This is a genomic window from Bacillus sp. SDLI1, assembly GCF_001553895.1.
Classification (GTDB): Bacteria; Bacillota; Bacilli; order Bacillales; family Bacillaceae; genus Bacillus; species Bacillus siamensis.
On sequence record NZ_CP013950.1, the window covers coordinates 1,592,749 to 1,612,913 of the forward strand.

The following is a 20,165-nucleotide window of genomic DNA, read 5'->3' on the forward strand; positions in this document are numbered from 1 at the left end:
CGCCACCTCTCTTTCTAAACAACATGGGACACCCGTTTGTCCCTGATCATTTGCACCTTGATATTCTTTTGAGCGAAGATGAGAGCGAGATTCCGTTCTTTTTCCGAAAGCACGGCATTCGTTTCTTTCGCCAAAAACACCGTCATGTCAGGGCGGACGGACTCAGCCTGTTTGAGGAGATTTTCTGTAAGACTGCCCGTCACGACGGCAATAAAAGCTTTGCGGACGCGCGGATTCGCCAGCTCTTTTCCTAAACGCCCGCCTGCACCAGCTTCTTCCGATTCAGAAGCTGATGCCAGGTAACGCAGCACATTTCTGAAATGCTCTTCTCCCTCCCGGACGGGAAAAACAGTCCGGTCCCTCCCTAATGAAATAAATCCTGCGGGAGAGCCCTTCACAAGCGCGGTGTAAAGCAGAGATGCTGAGGCTGACACAGCGGCTTCAAATGAAGGAGACGGATTGCAGTCCAAAACGAAAATCATATCCGTGCTCTGCAGCGGGTCAAATTCCTTCGTCATCAGTTCATTGCGGCGCGCGGACGTTTTCCAGTCGAGAGCGGAAAACCGGTCGCCCGGCTGATAATTTCTGACGCCCGCGGCTATTGCGGAGCGGTGAACCTGAAACGGCGTGCCGGCACCCGCACCTTCTTCGCCTGATGCAGCCTGCTGCTTATCATGAACAGACCCGTACGCCGGGAATACTAAGACCGTGTCCGTTACGGAAAATGAAGCCGTCTTGTCCAAGAGCCCGAGAACATCTCCTGTCCGCACTCTTATCGTATGGAAATGATGCTCCCCGCGCGGCGCCTGCGGCAGCTCATATTGTAACGTCAGCTTCTTTTGAAACCACGGAAATACGAGCTGTTTTGCACTGCGCCTCTCGCCGAGCGTTTCCGGCATCACGTCTTCGATGACCATATATGTCAGCGGAAACGGCAGGCGCCTCGTCAGACTGATGGTGACAGACAGTCTGTCACCAGAGGTTAACCGGGCGGAAGAAATCTCACGCGCCGCCTGAAACGCCCGCAGCGGATACACGGCGACCAGCCCGGCGTAAACGATAAACGGCAAAAACGCATAAAATAAAAACCAGCTCACAAATCCGCCCTGGAACATGGCATAAGAAAAGACCGCCGCCGTCAGCACAGCCAAAATAAGCAGCTTCCAGCCGTATAACAGCCAATGCACTTTCTTTCTCATTAGCGGACCGACATCCTTTGAACGGGAACTTTTTCCGTTTGCATGATGTCTTCGATAACCGCTTCCGGCGTGACATCATTAAATTTCGCATCGGCAGTCAAGATCATTCTGTGCGGCAGCGTATACGGAGCCAAATACTGGACGTCATCAGGAATGACGTAATCGCGGTCATGAAGCAGCGCGTACGCCTGCGCGGCTTTCATTAATGAGATCGAACCGCGCGGACTTACGCCCAAATGGACGGACGGATGCTGGCGGGTATGCTGAGTGATGCCGACGATATACGCTTTAATTCCATCATCTACCCGCACCTGCTCCAGTTGTTGCTGGAGGGTGATGAACTGTTCTTTAGAAATGACGGGCTCGAGTGTTTCGAGCGGATTGCGCCCTTCCTGCAAAGACAGTACCCGAAGCTCCTCCTCGGCAGTCGGATAGCCCATGCGCAGCTTAAATAAAAACCGGTCAAGCTGCGCTTCAGGAAGCGGATACGTCCCTTCATATTCAACCGGGTTTTGTGTCGCCATGACGAAAAACGGCTCAGCCAGCCGCATTGTCTTTCCGTCAATCGTGACATTTCCCTCTTCCATCGCCTCAAGCAAAGAAGACTGCGTTTTCGGCGAGGTTCTGTTAATTTCATCGGCCAGCACGATGTTCCCCATAATCGGTCCGGGGCGGTACTCAAATTCCATCGTTTTCGTATTATAAATAGAGACACCCGTCACATCTGACGGCAGAAGATCCGGCGTGAATTGAATCCTCTTAAAGTCAGCACCGATCAGCTTGGCCAAAGCGCGGACCATCATCGTTTTTCCGACTCCCGGCACGTCTTCCAGCAGCACATGCCCTTTTGCGAGAATGGCGGCCAGGCTGAGTATGGCGATGTCCCGTTTTCCTATGATGATGTTTTCAATATGCTCAACGGCTTTCTCCAGCAGCGGATGCAGCTCTTCTTTATAAGCCATTCTTCTCCCCCTAGTCATCTCTCAAATTTCAATTATTGTAACCTAACTTTACCACAAAATATAATTAGTATAAAAAAACGTTTCAGCGAATTGTGTCCAGTCCGAAAAAGCAAAAAAGCTCCCTTTAGAAAGGAAGCTTTATTTCAGCTGGAGAGGCTCCATATGAACGTGTGAATGGCCGATGGCGTGTTCCTCTTTCATCCTGCGTTCTGCCTCATTTGCGAAATCATGGCTCTCTTTAATATTCAGATCAGACGGCACCTCAATGACGCCATCAATATGAACAGAGCTGCCAAGATATCCCGCTTTAATATCTTTTAAACGGCTGACGCCGAGATTTTTCGATCGTCTGTTTATAAGCTGAAATGTCCGTTACATCGAAGCCCAAAGAGCGGGATGATTCTTTTCAAAATAAGGAGACCGATCACACGCCGTGACTGTATCAATCCAAGCAAGGTGGATTTGCAACTCAATGGTTAAGTTCACCCTAGGATTACATCGTTTCCAATGTTAATGGTTTTATGTATTCATATGCCGGCTGATAAAATTGATCAAAAAAACTTTTTCCATCCATTTTGGATTTGCGAAATAGATAAGATTCATAGGTTAAAGCTATAGGAAACACTAAGCTGTTTTCTATAACTAACTCTTCTACTTTTCTATACATTTTATTTCTCTTATTCATATTAATTTCTTTTTTCGCATCTTTGAGGAGACCTCTAATATTCATAAGAGTTCCAGTATTCGCACGATAGATTTCTTTATCACTGCTGAAAAATAAAGATAAATCTTCCGGATCATTATAGTTAAAACTTGAGGAACTGACTAATATATGCTGCTGAGTATCTAAAAGGCTTTCATGTAAGGAAGAAAGTTCTGTTTTAACTACGTCGAAGCCTTTGGCACTCAATAAATGATATAGCTTGTTCTGCATTTTACGCAAATGAGAGTGTTCACTATAATTATTGTAAACAATGATACTTAATTGAGGAATATAGCCCCATTTTAAAAGATAATTTTCCTTAGCAGCTTGGAAATTAAAATTTATTAATTCTTCCTCATGATTAGGCACATCTAATATAGTTTCAGGTAAGAAACTATGAGCAGGCGAATATATTGACCTCTCTGTTTTCGGTATGCTGGATAATATATCTTCTTTGTTTAATGCTAAGTTAATTAAACTTCTTAATTCCTTCCACATCTTATCTTTATCATGTAAAACAAAATATTCTATAGCTATTGTGACGCTTATAGGGCTTTTCAAAATGTCAAACTCGTTTTCTGTTTGATTTTCCACTTCGGCTAATAAATCAACTTGACTTACGTCTGTATATACCACAAACTGTAATTTATCAAAAGAATCGATTCTTTCCTCCAAGTAATCCTCATTCTTTTTTAAAGTCAAAACCTTAGAGTCTTCACTTAGGCTTTCATAGCAGTAAGCTCCAACTCCTATGGGGTTGTCTTTCCACACCCAGAGATCATTTTCTAAAAACTCTTCTCGCGGAACAATACTTAAGGCACTTCGAGTAAAGTATTTTAGAAAAAGCAAATTTAGATGTTTCAATTTTATTTTTAGTCTGTAATCATCAATAACCTTTATGCCGGAACACATATTCGGAACATATTTATTTGTCTGACTTACCTCTTCGTAACCTTCTATATCGGATAGTAATTCTGAAAAGGTAGATCTTGCCCCCTTCATCATTCCTCTGCATAAAGAAAACTCAATATCTCGAGCTAAAGCCTTTCTGCCATTGTGAAAGTAAATATCTTTTCTAAGTACAAGGAGGTATTCATTATCACAATCATTAATTTCCCATTGTTCAATAATGTTAGGCAATAAATGCCCTTCTTTGGACATCTTAAATAATGGAGGAAAAAGAGCTCTGCATATTTCATAATCACATGAATAAATATTAAAAGGAGAGATATTTTTAGAAATAGCCGAAACCCCAACTTTCAAGGTACTATTCATTCTTCCCACTCTCCAAGCCCTCTTTTATATATCTTTCTACTAGTCTTCTCGCTAGTATCTGAGAAGAATCATATATCTTGAGTTTAGTATGATTCGTACAAAAAAATAAATCAGTACAAGCACAAACTACTTCATTTATCCCTTCTGTTAAAAGAATATCTTCTATCGTTTTCCATTCATCCGTTACTTTTGAACAAACTCCTAATGTTTTAGTTTTTAAAATTAATTCATCAACTCTTTTTTGATACTCATCGTTCCAAAATACATTTTTACCTTTTAACTTTAGTTTTTCTTGATATAAATTGCTTTCCACAGTCCCTCTTGTAGCAAGTAAGCCGACTTCATTTCCTTCATTTTCTAATTCATTTACTGTTTCATCAATTATATTTAATATGGGTATACTTGTCATTTGGCACAATTCTTTATAATATGAATGAACCACGTTACAAGGTATTGCTATAATCGAACAATTAGAATTGTTTAGTGAGTCAATTCCGACTTTTAATGCCTTTAACATCTCGCTGTCATCAATCGCTTTTTTAGGATGAAAAGGTGTTGGCAGCGAATATATTATCATATGGGGAAAATCATTATCGAACTTTGCTCCATATAAATTTTCACAGCAGTCCAGAACAGATTCTAAAAATGGACCTGTTGATCTTGGTCCCATCCCTGCAAGAATTCCAATTTTATAAACCTCACTATTATTCATTCTGGTTCTCTCCTTGTTAATATCTTAGAGGTTAACAATTTAAATAAACCATACACTTAGTTAAACAATAAAATTTATTCTAAGTGTATGATTTAAGAATTTTATATTAAGCTAACTGCATAAAACGACAATTTACTTTAATTTGAGTTCATATTTTAGAGGTATGCATACATGACTGCCAGGGCTTCTGCTAAAACTAGATCGGCCTAGATCATTCACTGTAAACATTCTTTGAAGCCAACGATCATTCCCATCGTATTGTGGGGTAAAGGATGAGCGAGCGTGCGCTGCTAATCTGTTGTCGATAATAATAAGGTCCCCAGGACAGAGAGGTACTTTTATAGAAACCTTACTTAATGCTTCTTTTAATAATTCCAATGCCCATTTTGCTTCTTCAGTTATTCCTTCCATTAAGGAACAATGAATGACCATTTCTGGTGCTTGAATGCTGCCTGAAAGCACGGGTATGATCTTTGATAAGTCATCCGAATTAAATGAAGCAGGCGGGCTTAATTTATACAGAGGCTCTCTTAATGTTAATACTACTGAACTTGGCAGTAATTCTAAAGCATTAACTATAGAAGCAGTTTCTGTTTGTGCTTCGTTTTTATGGTCTGATCGTAAGCAATATAAAGCAAGGTGATCAGGTCTGTATGGATGTATAGCGTCTTCAGTATGATAAGTAAAAAAGACTTTCGATCCAGAGTTTTCCAAACCGCTTTCTTTCCCCTTAATCGGACAAATATCATGAATGAGCTGTCCATTTTTTTCATCAGCATACCCAATCGGCTCACCCATATACAGCATGAATAGCATTAGACATAATTCACTAACAAAGGAGATCTTATCCAAAGAGGGATTGCCATCATCAGGAGTCTGAGGTAAACTATCGTCTGTAGGCAAGTTTCTAAATAAAATCGTTCCTTCTCTGTTAGAATTTCGCTTAAAATTAATTAGAGCACTCTTTACTCTGTCTGGAAGATTATGCGAAACAAATTGTAATCTATTTAGGGCAGAATTATTAATAACATTTGGATTGAAATTAATTTCCTTTATTAAGTTCTCAATCAGTTCTTTTTCAGCCTGTGATATTTCTAAAACTACACCTTCACTCATACCTAGAGACGAACTTTTTTCTTCGGTAAGCAAGGTTGACAATTTAATCTTCCCCTTCCAAAACTCAAGTTAATGAATCTTATAAAATTATTTTTTATTGTAATATTACTGTTTTACAAAGCTTTTATATTCATACTGATGTTCTTTTATAGCATTCATGACATCTTTATAAACTTGATTTGTTTCCCCTTTAAAGATGTATCTGGCCGGAATCTTCAAATATCCGCCGCTTCCATCCAGTACTTCTCCTTTACTCCGTAAATACTCTTCTACTAAAGTTGACAATTTCCCTTTAAATGAAGTGTTTTTTTCCATTAAACAAGGCAGTTCTGCTGGAAAAGGAATTAAGAGATAGCCTGAAGACACTCCTTCATCCAGCCGCACATCCGAAACTTCTTCCCCTAATTCAACTTTTAACTGATCAGTTACAGCATCTCTGCCAATCAATAGACTTACACATCTTGGGATATCTGCTCCTCCCATACGGGCTCCAATTTCCATAAAAATAGGTTCGAGCTTGTCACTTTTCTCATCTGCAATTAGTTCAAGATGAAACATAGTATTGTTTATTCCCAGGGCATTAACTGTCTTTTGGGTAAAGTCGATGAGCCCCTCATATAACATAGTCTCATTCTTATCTACAGAAACCGATCCCAATGGACTTTGTTGAAAGAATTTTATTGGCGGATTGATATACCGAAACGGAATACAAAATTTTAATTGATTATCCTTTACTAATCCATCAACGTGAAATACTGTTCCCTCACAATATTCCTCGCATTCCAAGTCCTTAAATTCTATGTGTGGCAATATTTCGTCATACTCCTCTTGATTATGAAGAATATGAACTCCTTTACTAGCAGCCATTCTCCTAGGCTTTATGACAATAGGAAAGCCTGCTTGGTTAATAAATTGTTCTAACTCCTCTACACTATCACATTTACTAAATTCAGGAGTTCTTAAGCCAGATTGGCTGACAATCTCTTTCATCCTTACCTTATCTCTGGCATTTAGAGCCTGTTCAAAAGATAGACCCTCTAATCCCTTTTCATCTCTTAATTTCCCTGAATTCAATATATCCCATTCACTCAGAGCTATTAACCGATCTATACTTCCACCTTTTTTTTCAATCGTTTCAAATGCTGTACGAATGTTATCCAAAGAGTTAATATCCTCAACAAGCTCTATGATAGAATTTTCTAAAATATTTTGAGTTAAACCCTTATTACCTTCAGCGTCAACAATATAACTTACTTTATATTCGTTATGATTCATTATCTTTTCATAATCAGGTTTTTCAGAATCCCATCCTACTGACCAGCGATTAATAATACATATGTGTTTAGTCATAATACTTGTCCCCTTTATCTTCATATTATAATTCTAAAACATCTTTCTGGGCAGCATGACGTTTATTATAAAAATAATAAGTAAATATTGTGGAGTTGACTATAATCCAAAAAATCGAAACTCCTAATATTACTTCTTGAGGTCCTGTAATTTTAGTAAAGGTAGAAGTTATTAATCCAGCAAGGGGCAGGCTTAGACGATTAAAGAAAACAATAGTTCCCATACTCTTACCTAAATGATGTTTCGGTATTAACTTAACTCGTTCTGTTCTTAGAAATACATTAAAAATCCCTATTCCACAAACCAAAAGGGCGTAGCCGATAACATAAATGTAAAATTGATTGGCTATTCCCAAAATGACGCCAGATAATGTTAACAACACAATAGATGCTATGCCTATATTATTAATACTCTTACTTTTTTTCAAAAATACAGGAATTAACAAAACCACTATAGATCCCGTGATCCCGCCAAACATCGCCAATAATGAATACTCTCTAGAGGTTGCACCAAGAACCCCTTGGGCTACAGCTGGATTTAAAGCCATTACAGTCCCCATCACAAGATTAATAAGCATTGTTGCCAGTACCAACAGCCGAAGAAAGAAATTTTTAGCTATAAACTTAAACCCATCCCCAATTGTTCCTAGAACTCGTTTAATGGACTTCGTTTCCCTAACAACCAGATTTTTAGCCTTATTGGGAAGACCCAGTACTCCGAAACCTGTCATTGCAAATGCAATACCAGTAATAATAAGAAAATCCATCTCTTTTATAAATAGAACCAATATACTTGCCAAAGCTGGTCCCATCACTTGGGAACTAAGCTCCAATCCTTGGATTAACGATTGGATGCGGGGAATATCGTTATTATCAAAGTTCCTCCCGATAGTTGTTTCTAATGTGACAAAGTTTAATGAGTTTAAAATAGCGAACAAGGATGCTGCAACTGAAAGTATAATAAATGTTTGGCTTGGCATATAGATTAATAATAAGAAACCTGATATGGAAACTAATGCTCGCAGGCTATCGCCAATAATATAAAGTTTTTTTTCTTTATAAGTATCTACGAGCACTCCTATGAAAGGGAGTAATAATACTGCCGGCAGCCACTCTATAAGGAATGCTAATCCTGATTTGGACGCTTCTCCGGTGTATTGAAAAATTAATAAAGGGATAGCAAATAGCAGAAGTTGTTCGGATACTGTTGATACAAATCTGCACCCAAGGAACAAAATCAATTTAGATGTATAGATACTATTAGACTTTTTCAAGATAGTCTAAAGGCTCCTTTAATTCCATATTATAGTACACAGGTTTTATCCATCCGTTATGTAGAGTTTTTACTCTTATAGAATCTACATCTTTAATTACGTCTTCCTTTAGTCCAGAAAGCATTCCCAGCCAACTCCAATTACTGCTTCCCATAGCGGAAACGGTGTCCCCTAAATTTTGGGCCTGTGTATGCTTAGATTTCATATTTTCCGCATACTTAATTTCAAGTACTCTATCTTGATTAGGAATTCCGTAAGCTATCCCTAAGCTCTCCTTACATTCTCCTCCCCAAAAGGCCGTTGGAATGATCTCTTTTTCATTTAGGACTAACTCCATTGATTGTCGGTAAATACTATGTGGTTCAATTCCGTATGAACAAGCTATAATCTCAGTAATATTTGCTCCGCCAGGCCTTCCAAAGTTACAATCTATTAATTTAACTTGATTTTCTGAAACAATAAATTCAGTATGAAAAAATCCTCTGCTATACCCGCTTCTCTCCACTAGAGTTTGAACAATCTTGCACAATTCTTTCTGAGCTATAGAATGATAAGGGAATATGAATACCGATTCTGCATTTTCCGTCTTCCTTCTGCCAGTTACTCCAATTGGAATTACTTTACTCTCTAAAACGTATCCCTCTAAGCTTACAAGTTCTCCGTCTATTATTTCTTGAACGACATATTCGTCAGGGTGCAGATGCTTAGGTAAGGTTTTATCAAATAATTTTTCTATATTCTCAATATCATTTTCATCCTCTAATACACTTATACCTTTAGCACCAGCTGCAAAGGATGGTTTTAGTATCAATCCATTCTGTGAAGCTGATAACATTTTTTTTATCTCTGAATAAGGAATCGCCCCTGTAGTGAAAGAAAGTGATAGCGGCGTAAATTCTGGGATAATGTCATTGACATACGCCTTATCCTTAAGTAATTCAATTTTTGGATCAATTCCCTTTATATCTAAAGCGCTGCATAATTTAGAGCAAATTTCTAATTTACTATCTAAGAAAGAGATAACTCCTGCAATGTCCTCTTTTGGAAAAGTTTTTATAATCTCATACAGCTCTTCAAAAGAATTAGTATTACAATTAATAAACTTATAAGATGTAAGTTGAGAGAGTGCATCTCCTTCCTGACTATTTAAGTTTGTCAAGAACAGAACATTCAGATTCATTTCCTTTGCCGCTTTTACAATATACTCTGGCCCAATAACAGAAGAATCAATAACAAATAAGGTTTTCACGTTTTTCTAATTCTCCCTTCTATACGACTCAAAAGAAAGAAAAGGGTTAGAATTTAATTCCTTACCCTCTCCCCTATCAGAAGTTATTATTTTTGATTAGGACGTGTAATCGTCGTGTTTGGACCTGCATCATGATATTGAATGAAATCTAAAATACTTTCTGCGCCAGAGATAAACTTTAACAATCTCTCCAGTCCAATTCCAAATCCAGCTGTTTGTACTTGTGATTTATCTTTCCATTGAGCATATTCGGGATGATAAGAATTGCCGAGCGTTTTTGATTGGTTAATAATCTCCTCTCCGCTAGTTGGGCGGATACCCCCGGTAGTTAGTTCACCGTAGCCAAAAGGTAACATTAAATCGTAAGTTTGAAAAACACCTTTTGGACTTTCGTGATAAATTGAATCTCTAACTCCTGCTGGATAGTTATAAATCCAAAAAGGTGTGTCGAATTGGTTAGAAAGAAGTGCGTCTTCTTCAGAAGTAAGATCCCCTTCTGAATCTTTAGATCGTCCTACTCTTTCTAAGGCCTCTTCAAATGTTATTCTAGGATATGAGCCTTTTACCAAGCTCTCTGTGTTGCGTTTTGCTAAAGGAGTTAACGTCAAATTATCATTATTATCAATTAGAGATAAAATCTTATTGCCTGCTTCATAGAGAATCTTCTCCCCTAAATCGAAAACATCTTCCATTCTCTCAGTTCTCCATTCAATTTCAAATTGAAAGAAGGAATAAATATGTTTTGCAGATAGCTCTTCCCCTTCCATCAATAATCGAAGGCATGGGGCAAGGCAATAAACCTTAGGTAAATATTCCGTTGCCATCTGTTTTTCTACAACATGACTAACACTCATATAGTAGTACTGTTCACCCGCCACCTCAACTTTTGAGTTAAAGGAGGAGTCAACATCCCCATTTTCTTTAATGTCAGGTAAAGTTTTATCCCCTAGTACGATTACTGAATGCTTGGCACCTGGCTCATATCTTCTAGAAAAGGGAGTCGGAACAATTTCGTCAAACTTAAATAAATCCATTGAATTTCTCAGCGACTTTAAAAGAGTTGAAGTCCACGCATAAGTTTCATTATAAGCGAGTTTTCTAGTATCTAAATTTTCAATTTCAACCTTCATTTGTTACACCTTCCTATTCTGAATATTAGTAAATAAACATAATTAACCTTTAAATTTAATTACAAAAATAAGAATAAATTGTATATTTGTAATTAAATACATTTACAGAAAACAGATTATTATAACGAAATGATTCTGTCAATTGAAAATATATTAAATAGTACAAATTATCTGTTCTCTCCTGTAATTCCGATAACGTGCTGATACTGACGAATGCCTCGAAATTTATTATCACCAGCTGCCTAATATTGTCTGGCAGACTACAAACATCAGGGCTGCATGCCCGCTGTCGTCCAAGCTTTTGGCATCTCTTGTCTAGCAGAAAATATAGATTCCAACAGCACTAGCAGTCCGACAACCATCACAATAAAAGATTCAATAAGCGATGCGATCGTTTCCGCCCGAAAGCGGCCGTGAATGGATGCGATTATCACAGCCACCGAAACAATAATGTCAGTTATTATTAAACCTCTGCAGTAAGTGCTTCTGAGTGAAAAACATAACCGATGATCTTTGCAGATAGAACAGGATAAGCAGCAATAGTGACCATTGTCCCAGATTCTCCCTTTTTTCAGTTCATCTTATCTCTCCTTACCAAAAAACTCCTCTCTGCTCGTATTTTCCTATTAATGAGACACATCACTGAACCACAGTGGGTCTATAGAAACATCTTTCGTCATTTTCTGCGTACGGATGAGAAAAGAAGTCACATTTTCTCACATCATTAACAAATGTCTCATGCATGTATGATAGAATAATATTTGTCCGAATATTCAGCATAAAATAACCCCAAAGGAGGCAAAGAATGAATCAGCCTAATTCTTTATCGAAGGGATTAAAAACCCGGCATATGACCATGATTTCAATTGCCGGCGTGATCGGCGCCGGATTATTTGTCGGAAGCGGATCCGTCATTCATTCCACCGGACCCGGAGCGATTGTCTCCTACGCATTAGCAGGACTATTAGTGATTTTTATTATGAGGATGCTAGGGGAAATGTCCTCCGTCAATCCGACAAGCGGTTCGTTTTCACAGTACGCGCATGACGCCATCGGTCCATGGGCCGGTTATACCATTGGATGGCTGTATTGGTTTTTCTGGGTCATCGTCATTGCCATTGAAGCCATTGCAGGCGCCGGAATCATACAGTACTGGTTCCCCGGGATTCCGTTATGGCTGACGAGTCTGCTTCTGACCGTGCTATTAACACTGACGAATATTTATTCAGTTAAATCGTTCGGCGAATTTGAATACTGGCTTTCCTTAGTGAAGGTAGCGACGATCGTTGTCTTCTTAATCGCGGGATTTGCTTTCATTTTCGGAATCGTCCCCGGCAGCAAACCGGTCGGGCTGGAAAATCTGACGGGCAACGGCGGATTTCTCCCTAATGGCCCAAGTTCCGTTCTGCTCGGAATCGTCGTCGTCATTTTCTCTTTCATGGGATCTGAAATTGTCGCAATCGCAGCGGGAGAAACGTCAAACCCGGTCGAATCCGTCACAAAGGCGACCCGCTCAGTCGTCTGGAGGATCATTATTTTTTACGTCGGTTCCATTACGGTTGTGGTCACGCTGCTTCCGTGGGATTCAGCCAATATTTTGGAAAGCCCCTTCGTTGCCGTTTTGGGACATATCGGGGTTCCCGCAGCCGCTCAGATCATGAATTTCATTGTCCTGACAGCCGTTCTGTCCTGCCTGAACTCCGGGCTTTATACAACGTCACGGATGCTGTATTCACTGGCGGCGCGAAATGAAGCGCCGCGGCGTTTTATGAAACTGAGTAAAAGAGGCGTACCGGTCCAAGCCATTATCGCCGGCACCTTTTTCTCCTATATTGCCGTTGTCATGAACTACTTTTCTCCCGACTCCGTATTCTTATTTCTGGTCAATGCATCAGGGGCAATCGCACTGCTCGTCTATCTCGTCATCGCCGTCTCACATCTGAGAATGAGAAAGAAAATCGAACGGACAAATCCTGAATCTCTTAAAATCAAAATGTGGTGCTACCCATACTTAACCTACCTGACAATCATTGCTATTTGCGCCATCTTGTTATCTATGCTGTTTATCAGTTCAATGCGGTCTGAATTTCTGCTGACAGGATTTATTACACTGCTGGTGCTCGCCTCCTATGTATTCCGCAAAAAACAAAAACCGAAAGAGAGCGCTTCCGCAAACCGGGTTGCGCAATAACCGAAACACCCGTCCTCAAAAAAGGGCGGGTGTTTTTTTAACCAACTTGTTCCAGGCGGCATTATCTATAGTACAGGAATTCAATAAATGATAAGGACAGGATAAATAATGGCACTTGAAAAATTTGCAGATGAACTGCCGATTATCGAAACACTGGAGCCGCAGAAGAAATCAGACGGCAGCACGTATTACGAAGTCACAATGAAGGAATGCTTTCACAAGCTGCACCGCGATCTCCCGCCGACCCGGCTGTGGGGGTATAACGGTTTGTTTCCGGGCCCGACGATCGACGTCAACCAAGGTGAAAGCATTTATGTTAAATGGATGAATGACTTGCCAGATAAGCACTTTCTGCCCGTAGACCATACCATTCACCACTCAGAAAGCGGCCATCAGGAACCCGATGTCAGGACCGTCGTCCATTTACACGGAGGAGAAACGCCGCCTGACAGCGACGGCTATCCGGAAGCCTGGTTCACACGGGATTTTAAGGAAACGGGGCCTTATTTTGAAAAAGAGGTATACCATTATCCAAACAAACAGCGCGGGGCGCTATTATGGTATCACGACCATGCCATGGCGGCCACGAGGCTCAATGTGTACGCCGGACTTGCCGGGATGTATATCATCCGTGAGCGAAAAGAAAAGCAGCTGAAGCTTCCCGCCGGAGAGTACGACGTACCGCTTATGATTTTGGACCGCACGTTAAATGACGACGGTTCCTTGTCTTATCCGAGCGGGCCGGATAACCCTTCCGAAACGCTGCCCACCCCTTCAATCGTCCCGTTTCTTTGCGGAAATACCATTCTCGTCAACGGAAAAGCATGGCCGTATATGGAAGTTGAACCGCGGACATACCGTTTCCGCATTCTTAACGCCTCAAATATGAGAACATTTACTCTCTCGCTCAATAACGGCGGCCGGTTTATCCAAATCGGTTCTGACGGCGGACTGCTCCCCCGCTCTGTCAGAACACAGACCATCAGCTTAGCCCCGGCAGAGCGGTATGATGTGCTGATTGATTTCTCCGCTTTTGACGGAGAACATATCATTCTGACGAACGGCACCGGCTGCGGGGGCGAGGTCAACCCGGATACCGACGCCAATGTCATGCAGTTCCGCGTCACAAAACCCCTGAAGGGAGAAGACACAAGCCGGAAGCCTAAATATCTTTCAGCCATGCCTGATGTGACCTCAAAACGAATACACAATATCAGGACGCTTAAACTCACAAATACGCAGGACAAATACGGCCGGCCGGTTTTGACGCTTAATAACAAGCGCTGGCATGATCCTGTGACAGAAGCGCCGAAGCTCGGCACAACGGAAATCTGGTCGATTATCAATCCGATGGGGGGAACCCATCCGATACACCTGCACCTTGTTTCCTTCCAAGTCCTTGACCGGCGTCCTTTTGACTTAGAGCGTTATAACAAATTCGGCGACATTGTGTATACGGGCCCCGCCGTCCCGCCTCCTCCAAGTGAAAAAGGCTGGAAAGACACCGTGCAGGCGCACTCGGGAGAAGTCATCAGAATCGCGGCGACATTCGCTCCTTACAGCGGACGCTACGTATGGCACTGTCATATTTTAGAGCATGAAGATTACGACATGATGAGACCGATGGACATCACGGATAAGCAGTAAACAAGAATCACCCCTTTTTCAGAAGGGGCTTTTTTTATTTATCCAAAAAGAAAAAATAAGAAGCTGCTTATTTGCATATACTGTAATAACAGGAAGACGATGCACCCTCATTGGAAATATGGATAGAAAAAGGAATTAGGAGATTAGGGAAAAGTATGAGACAATGAAGGAGTGCACGAAAATTCATAAGGGAAGAAGTGACTTTATGTCTTACTACAACAAACGTAATCAGGAACCGCTGCCTAAAGAAGATGTCAGTACGTGGGAATGCACGAAAGAGGACTGTATCGGCTGGAGCAGAAAGAATTTTGCCGGCACCGGCAGTGATACCCCGACTTGCCCCCTTTGCGGCAGTAAAATGATCGACGGCGTCCGTTCGTTGGTGAATCTCCAAAACAACAATCAAACGGCATCAAGTTAGACCTCCCTTTTACGAGTCTCAACATAGAGAAGGCCTCCATATCCCATGAGAGGCCTTTGCGTTATCATGTCCTTTTATGATGAAAAGGAGCAATGAACATGAAAAACGATCAGCAGCAAAAAGACCTGAAGGAAATGGCGAAACGGAAGAAAAAGAACCTTGCCGCACAGTCATTCATCGAAACACTCCATTTTGCCGTTCCGATTCTCCGTTTTTTCAAATGGCTCGCCTCAGCCGCAGCCAGCTTTGTTTATTAAAAAACACCCAGCTGGCGCTGAGTGTTTTTTTCATTATTGGATAACGGAAAAGCTGTTGATAATGCCGCTGTCATTTTCCCAGACTTTTTCACATTTTTTCGTATCCAAATGATAAGCATAAATGGTCCGGACCTTCGCGTTCCGCCCCGTTTCATCCTTCAAGCGCTTAGCGCCTTTGGCTTCCGCCATGAAATAAATGATGCTGCCGTCTTTAGAAAACTGCGGCTGGGCATCTATCAGCGGAGAGAAATCCTTCCCGTTTGTAATAATCGTTTCATCTTTTTTCGTTTTGACATTCATCAGACGGATGGACGCTTTTTGTTCCGTCCCTTTTTGTGTATAAGATGTAAAGACAAGGTTCTTTCCGTCCGGTGACATCGCGACGTCGCTGATAAACTGTTCAAGATTGGTCAGATCCTGAAGGTTTTTGCCCGCCCCTGCTGCAAACCGGATATTCGTCGGTTCAGGGTCAATCCCCTTCTCATTTGCCTCATCCGTTTTTTTATAATCCTCTTTAACGGAATAATGCAGAAGCGCAAAATCGTTTTGGCTGCGGTTATAAAAGAAACTGCTCACACTGTCGTCTTTCTCATCCGCCGCCGGATACAGATTTTGATAACGCTTCGTTTTCAAATCAAAAGATGCGAGACGGAAAATATCTTCATCCGCTTTACCGAGACGGAAATAAATGTGCGTCAGGTCCTTTGATAAAAACAGACTGTCAGCGCTCGCCGATCCTTTATAAAGCACCGTCTTCTTTTTCGTCTTCAGATCAAGCTTATACAGACGCATTTCATTTTGATCATTATTACCGACAAAATAGAGCGCCTGGTGAGCGTCATCCAGCGCAAACGCCGGATATGCCGAAAGCTTTTCCTCGTACAGCATTCGGCTGTCTTCGTAATATTTCGTCATCAGATCTTTGTCTGTAAGCGAAACAAGCAGCTTGTCATGGCCGCCGGAAACAACGGCTTTTCCGTCGCTGCCGCTTTTTCCTTTGACCAGCAGAACGGCTCCGATGACCGCCGCCGCCAAAACAGCGGCTGCGAGGATCCAAATCCATCGTTTCTTCTTCATTATCAATCTCTCCGTCAATCAGAAAAAGCAAGAATCAGTCTCCTTGCTTTTTAAGATGGTCTATTTTAATAGCTGTAATGTCCGGATACTCTTCCTTTGCTTAACGGATATCCGAGCGCTTTGAACGCTTTCGGGCTGACATCCAATACGGCATTCGGCAGACGGCCTACATCATTTTTGTATACTGTGATAACCTTTTTCGGTTTTGATTTCGCATAAGCTCTGATTTTCGTTCCGTTTCTCGGAACGTCAAATCCTAATTTTGTCGCGCAATCCCAGTGTCCCAGTTTTTTACCGGACGATCCTTTTTTACCGACTCCATTATACCATGTAATATTTCCGTTCACTTTTTTAGCACTTGCATCAGAAGAGAAACTGATCGCTCCCAGCGTGCTTCCTGCTAAAATCAATAAGGCTAAGAATAACTTCTTCAAGCTTTCATCCTCCTGATTCTTTATTCTAGGCAAAATTATACACCAAGAAGACGTTTATAATATTTCAATCACTTTACATGTTCATTACAACGTGACGGAGACACGCACTCAATTGATGACACAAACTTCTGTTCTATATAATTCCATGGTAAATTATACTACAAAATTTAATACATTAGCGTTATAATATTCATAGAGTATTTCTGCATTCAATATGGACTTTTTATAAGGCCTATTGATAGTTGCGTAATATGATATAGTTTGTGAAATCAGGCTTCAGGAAGCATTTCTTCCTTTTAACCGTGGTTCATATTGATCATGTACCTATACTCGTTTCTATCAGACTAGGAGTGATAATCAATGAAAGCGGCAAGATGGCACAATCAAAAAGACATTCGAATCGAAAACATTGATGAACCTAAAGCAGAACCGGGAAAAGTCAAAATTAAAGTCAAATGGTGCGGGATTTGCGGAAGCGACCTTCATGAATATCTGGGAGGCCCGATCTTTATTCCGGTCGGCAAACCTCATCCGTTAACAAACGAAATGGCGCCCGTCACGATGGGTCACGAATTCTCAGGAGAAGTCGTGGAAGTAGGAGAAGGCGTCAAAAATTACAGCGTCGGCGACCGTGTCGTCGTGGAACCGATTTTTGCCACACACGGACATCAGGGAGCCTATAACCTTGATGAACAAATGGGATTCTTAGGCTTAGCCGGAGGCGGCGGCGGATTTTCTGAATATGTGTCCGTTGACGAAGAATTGCTGTTTAAGCTTCCTGAAGAGCTTTCTTACGAACAGGGCGCGCTTGTTGAGCCGTCAGCGGTAGCGCTTTACGCCGTCCGCCAAAGCAAATTAAAAGCGGGCGACACGGCAGCCGTTTTTGGCTGCGGACCGATCGGACTGCTTGTGATTGAAGCCCTGAAAGCGGCCGGCGCAACGGATATTTACGCGGTCGAACTTTCACCGGAACGTCAGGAAAAAGCGAAAGAACTCGGCGCTATCATCATTGATCCGTCAAAAACGGACGATGTCGTTGAAGAAATCGCTAAACGCACAAACGGCGGCGTTGACGTTTCTTATGAAGTGACAGGCGTTCCTGTCGTTCTCCGCCAGGCGATCCAGTCAACAAACATTTCCGGTGAAACGGTTATCGTCAGCATCTGGGAAAAAGGAGCGGAAATCCATCCGAACGATATCGTCATCAAAGAACGGACCGTAAAAGGCATTATCGGATACCGTGATATCTTCCCTTCCGTTCTCGCACTGATGAAAGAAGGCTACTTCTCAGCAGATAAGCTCGTCACGAAAAAAATCGTGCTCGACGATTTGATTGAAGAAGGCTTCGGCGCTTTAATCAAAGAGAAAAACCAAGTGAAAATCTTAGTCAAACCGAACTAAGCCGTTTGGCAAAACACCATACACATTCGAAAAAGAGCCGTTCAGGCTCTTTTTTTTCGTCTCTTCCTCTTCCCTTCCTTTTCCTTTTAAAAATGATCCGCTCTGCGCAAACTATTTTTCACCCTGTCCCGTCTATCCTTAGGCAGCAGCCTATGATACGTATTTTTTAAAAAGGAGCCCTTTGAAGCAATGAAGAACGAAACAGCCAAAGCGTCGCTTGTGACGTGCATAACTGAGCGCAAAGAAGACTTTTACCGGCTTGCGTACAGTTATGTAAAGAACAAGGATGACGCGTTAGATATTGTTCAGGAATCAATTCAAAAAGCGTTGACATCGGTCGAATCCGTCAAAAACCCCGATGTGATCAAAAGCTGGTTTTATAAAATTTTAGTGCGCACGGCCATTGATTTTCTCCGCAAACAGAAAAAGCTTAAAGTGATGGACGATGAAACGATCGAGTTTTTAAGCCGCGGAAAGGAAGATCACTACAAAGACACAGACCTTCACGAAGCGCTTGACGACCTGCCGCATCCATATAAAACCATTATCATTCTGCGTTTCTTTGAAGACCTGAAATTAGAAGAAATCGCAGACATCACGGGGGAAAACATCAACACCGTTAAAACACGCCTTTACAGGGGGCTGAAGCTTATGCGCATTCAGCTGACGAAGGAGGATCTTTCTTAATGGAAAAGAGATTAGAGCAATTAAGGGAAGAGTACAAAAGTGTGCCCATTCCTAAAGAATTGGACAGCATTGTCGAAAAAGCCCTTCAGCCAAAACCGAAGAAAAAACGAATCGTGATGTGGCCGACATCCGCGGCAGTCGCTGCGGCAGTCTTATTTACCGCCGTTGTCAATATCAATCCGGATGCCGCACAGGCTATGTCCAAAATCCCCGTCATCGGCAAAGTCGTCCAAGCCATCACGTTCGTGGAGATGAAAGAAGAAAAGAACCAATCAAGCATTGATGTGAAAACACCCGCTCTGTCCGGCCTTTCCAATCATAAACTTGAAGACAGCATCAACCGGCATTATATGAAAGAAAGCAAAGAGCTGTATCAGGAATTTATGAAGGCGGCCTCAAAAAGCAAAAAAGGCCACCTCAGCATCTACAGCGATTATGAAACCGTGACTGATACAGCGGATCTGATCTCAATCCGCCGTGATATCGAAAAAACACAAGCTTCCGCTTATACGCAAAGCCGATACATCACGATTGATAAAAAAAATGAGGCCGTGCTTACGTTAAAGAGTTTATTCAAAGATGACCGTTATATCAAAGTGATCAGCCAAAATATTAAAGAACAAATGAAAAAACAGATGAAAGAAGACCCGAATAAAATATACTGGGTCGAAGATGATGATATGGCGGAGCCTTTCAAATCCATCCGCGCTGACCAAAACTTTTATATTACAGATCAGCACAAACTTGTCATCTCATTTGATGAATATGAAGCGGCACCCGGATATATGGGCGTTACAGAGTTTACAATACCGACCTCTGTCATCTCCAAACTGCTTGTCGGAGACCGCTATATCCGGTAAAAGAAAAAAATCCATGATATCCGCAGATCATGGATTTTTTCTTTTTCCCCGCAACAGCCATTGCGCAAGGGAACCCTTTCATATAACAGACGCCGGACAGGGGCAGAAAAGTTTAAGAGAATCAGAACATTTCATTCATTTTTTCTGAAACAAAATCCCCTTCCGGATGAGTCTATTTAACGGAACAAATGGAAGACTGTACAGAAATCTGCCATAGCCAT

At 41.5% G+C, this 20,165-nt stretch carries 18 protein-coding genes and 2 pseudogenes; 7 read left to right on the forward strand and 13 right to left on the reverse strand.

Annotated elements, in window-relative coordinates:
* Positions 1–14: 14 nt before the first annotated feature.
* The 11 genes and pseudogenes from AUL54_RS07420 to AUL54_RS21485 all read right to left on the reverse strand — a co-directional run.
* Complete coding sequence (locus AUL54_RS07420; protein ID WP_060963408.1) at positions 15–1,199, reverse strand: DUF58 domain-containing protein; 1,185 nt, start codon at positions 1,197–1,199, stop codon at positions 15–17.
* On the reverse strand, positions 1,199–2,161 hold the full coding sequence (locus tag AUL54_RS07425; protein ID WP_060963409.1) for an AAA family ATPase: 963 nt from the start codon (positions 2,159–2,161) through the stop codon (positions 1,199–1,201). Before AUL54_RS07425 ends, AUL54_RS07420 begins: the two co-directional genes overlap by 1 nt.
* Positions 2,162–2,299: 138 nt before the next feature.
* A pseudogene (locus AUL54_RS07430) lies at positions 2,300–2,635 on the reverse strand (cation transporter dimerization domain-containing protein); the annotation flags it as partial.
* A gap of 19 nt (positions 2,636–2,654) precedes the next feature.
* Entirely contained in the window at positions 2,655–4,139 is a 1,485-nt protein-coding gene (locus AUL54_RS07435; RefSeq protein WP_060963410.1) for an ABC transporter substrate-binding protein, read from the reverse strand.
* Positions 4,132–4,851: an aspartate/glutamate racemase family protein gene (locus tag AUL54_RS07440; RefSeq protein WP_060963411.1), complete on the reverse strand. Its 720-nt coding sequence runs from the start codon at positions 4,849–4,851 to the stop codon at positions 4,132–4,134. Before AUL54_RS07440 ends, AUL54_RS07435 begins: the two co-directional genes overlap by 8 nt.
* A 132-nt stretch (positions 4,852–4,983) precedes the next feature.
* Entirely contained in the window at positions 4,984–6,009 is a 1,026-nt protein-coding gene (locus AUL54_RS07445) for a TauD/TfdA family dioxygenase (RefSeq protein ID WP_060963412.1), read from the reverse strand.
* 63 nt (positions 6,010–6,072) lie between these two features.
* The gene (locus tag AUL54_RS07450; RefSeq protein ID WP_060963413.1) at positions 6,073–7,317 is read right to left on the reverse strand and encodes an ATP-grasp domain-containing protein; all 1,245 of its coding nucleotides are present in this window, start codon (positions 7,315–7,317) and stop codon (positions 6,073–6,075) included.
* Positions 7,318–7,342: 25 nt separating this feature from the next.
* The gene (locus AUL54_RS07455; RefSeq protein WP_060963414.1) at positions 7,343–8,590 is read right to left on the reverse strand and encodes an MFS transporter; all 1,248 of its coding nucleotides are present in this window, start codon (positions 8,588–8,590) and stop codon (positions 7,343–7,345) included.
* On the reverse strand, positions 8,577–9,839 hold the full coding sequence (locus AUL54_RS07460) for an ATP-grasp domain-containing protein (RefSeq protein WP_060963415.1): 1,263 nt from the start codon (positions 9,837–9,839) through the stop codon (positions 8,577–8,579). Before AUL54_RS07460 ends, AUL54_RS07455 begins: the two co-directional genes overlap by 14 nt.
* 86 nt (positions 9,840–9,925) lie before the next feature.
* On the reverse strand, positions 9,926–10,969 hold the full coding sequence (locus AUL54_RS07465; protein ID WP_060963416.1) for an amino acid--tRNA ligase-related protein: 1,044 nt from the start codon (positions 10,967–10,969) through the stop codon (positions 9,926–9,928).
* 281 nt (positions 10,970–11,250) lie between these two features.
* Positions 11,251–11,519 (reverse strand): annotated as a pseudogene (locus AUL54_RS21485) (transporter); the annotation flags it as partial.
* Between the two features lie 255 nt (positions 11,520–11,774).
* Here AUL54_RS21485 and gabP point away from each other — a divergent pair.
* From gabP to AUL54_RS21490, 4 genes are all read left to right on the forward strand, one after another.
* Positions 11,775–13,160: a GABA permease gene (gabP, locus tag AUL54_RS07470; protein WP_060963417.1), complete on the forward strand. Its 1,386-nt coding sequence runs from the start codon at positions 11,775–11,777 to the stop codon at positions 13,158–13,160.
* Between the two features lie 108 nt (positions 13,161–13,268).
* Entirely contained in the window at positions 13,269–14,807 is a 1,539-nt protein-coding gene (gene cotA, locus AUL54_RS07475; RefSeq protein WP_060963418.1) for an outer spore coat copper-dependent laccase CotA, read from the forward strand.
* 205 nt (positions 14,808–15,012) lie between these two features.
* Complete coding sequence (locus AUL54_RS07480) at positions 15,013–15,228, forward strand: cold-shock protein (RefSeq protein WP_029575254.1); 216 nt, start codon at positions 15,013–15,015, stop codon at positions 15,226–15,228.
* 98 nt (positions 15,229–15,326) lie between these two features.
* Positions 15,327–15,485 carry a hypothetical protein gene (locus AUL54_RS21490; RefSeq protein WP_047476356.1) on the forward strand — a complete coding sequence of 53 codons (159 nt, stop codon included), beginning with the start codon at positions 15,327–15,329 and terminating at the stop codon, positions 15,483–15,485.
* A 33-nt stretch (positions 15,486–15,518) separates the two neighbouring features.
* Here the strand turns inward: AUL54_RS21490 and AUL54_RS07485 are convergent, their stop codons facing one another.
* Both AUL54_RS07485 and AUL54_RS07490 read right to left on the reverse strand, forming a co-directional pair.
* Positions 15,519–16,562 (reverse strand): TolB family protein, encoded by a 1,044-nt coding sequence (locus AUL54_RS07485; protein WP_060963419.1) that lies wholly within the window; start codon positions 16,560–16,562, stop codon positions 15,519–15,521.
* A 65-nt stretch (positions 16,563–16,627) separates the two neighbouring features.
* Positions 16,628–16,996: a cell wall metabolism protein WalM gene (locus AUL54_RS07490; protein ID WP_016937044.1), complete on the reverse strand. Its 369-nt coding sequence runs from the start codon at positions 16,994–16,996 to the stop codon at positions 16,628–16,630.
* 360 nt (positions 16,997–17,356) lie between these two features.
* On the opposite strand from AUL54_RS07490, the gene AUL54_RS07495 reads away from it, so the two are divergent.
* From AUL54_RS07495 to rsiV, 3 genes are all read left to right on the forward strand, one after another.
* A complete protein-coding gene (locus tag AUL54_RS07495) occupies positions 17,357–18,397 on the forward strand; it encodes a 2,3-butanediol dehydrogenase (protein ID WP_060963420.1) in 1,041 nt (346 codons plus the stop codon).
* 189 nt (positions 18,398–18,586) lie between these two features.
* Positions 18,587–19,084, forward strand: coding sequence for an RNA polymerase sigma factor SigV (locus AUL54_RS07500; protein WP_045926857.1), 498 nt, complete (start codon positions 18,587–18,589; stop codon positions 19,082–19,084).
* Positions 19,084–19,944, forward strand: a complete 861-nt coding sequence (gene rsiV, locus AUL54_RS07505) for an anti-sigma-V factor RsiV (protein WP_060963421.1) — start codon at positions 19,084–19,086, stop codon at positions 19,942–19,944. The genes AUL54_RS07500 and rsiV overlap by 1 nt, the downstream gene beginning before the upstream one ends.
* The last annotated feature ends 221 nt before the right edge of the window (positions 19,945–20,165 follow it).